The sequence below is a fragment of the Vibrio sp. 99-70-13A1 genome (genome assembly GCF_013114625.1).
Lineage (GTDB): Bacteria > Pseudomonadota > Gammaproteobacteria > Enterobacterales > Vibrionaceae > Vibrio.
This window is the reverse complement of record NZ_VTXD01000096.1, coordinates 1-1,121: the sequence shown is the minus strand read 5'-3', so window position 1 is coordinate 1,121 and position 1,121 is coordinate 1. Positions and strand designations below refer to the sequence as shown.

1 protein-coding gene is annotated in these 1,121 nt (G+C 32.6%); it reads left to right on the top strand.

Going from position 1 to position 1,121, the window contains the following annotated elements:
- Positions 1-841, top strand: an 841-nt coding sequence (locus F0226_RS22340) for a class I SAM-dependent methyltransferase (RefSeq protein ID WP_345776544.1), incomplete at its 5' end; no start/stop codon positions are given.
- Positions 842-1,121: the final 280 nt, after the last annotated feature.

Genomic DNA, 1,121 nt, shown 5'->3' with positions numbered 1-1,121 from the left:
GTATGTTAATTTTATTTATTTCATTATTGGTTGGAACTATATTAACAAAAATAAAATGAGAAGAAAAATGAATTATTTAGATGTAAATAAAGAAGCTTGGGACAAAAGAACGAAAGTACACATTGAATCTGACTTCTATGACGTTGAATCATTTGTCGGCGGTAAGTGTTCGCTCAATCCAATCGAAAAATCGCAGCTTGGTGACGTTGATGGGAAGTCTTTACTTCATTTACAATGTCATTTCGGTCAAGACACACTTTCATGGGCTCGATTGGGTGCAAAAGTAACGGGTGTAGATCTATCTCCAGATGCGATTAAACAAGCGATTTCGTTAAAAAATTCGATGGGTCTAAACGCAAACTTTGTGGAAAGTGATGTGTATCAATTTGGTCGTAATAATGTTGATAAGTTCGATATAGTTTTCACTTCCTATGGCGTACTGTGCTGGTTACCGGATTTAACTGAATGGGCGAATACTATTTCTAATTCTCTTAAGTTAAACGGTGAGTTTCATTTGGTAGAATTTCATACAGTTAATGACTTGTTGGCTGGCTATTCTTATTTTCAAGAGGACACCCCTAACGTCGAAGAAGATGGTACTTATACAGAAAACTGTGATGGCACAAAATTGCCTATGGTTACTTGGTCACACTCAATTAGTGATGTAATAAACTCGTTAATTCGTGCAGGTTTACAAATTGAGTCTTTTATTGAGTATCCGTATAGCCCATATAATTGTTTTGAAGGGTTAGAGTTTGTACCAAATCATGGTTACCAAATGTTACATATTGGCCAGCAAGTTCCATTATTGTATTCCATAAAAGCTCGTAAATGTATCTAATGAAGCTTTATTTAGCATTATTGTTTATGTTCAGCTAAGCTATTAATAAGAATTTTATTGATTCCTGATGTTTTGTTATTGTGTTCGTTAATTAGCCAATTAGGACTTGTAAGAGTGTGTAGTTTAAAGTTACTCACTCTCTCAATTTTTTAGAAGATACTAATAAAATCATACTTTTAATAATACATGTTAATTAAACCTATGTGAATTTCTGTCGTTAAGAAGCTTTTTAGATTTTAATGTTATTTAAAGATATAATATCTGTCTCTTATACACATCT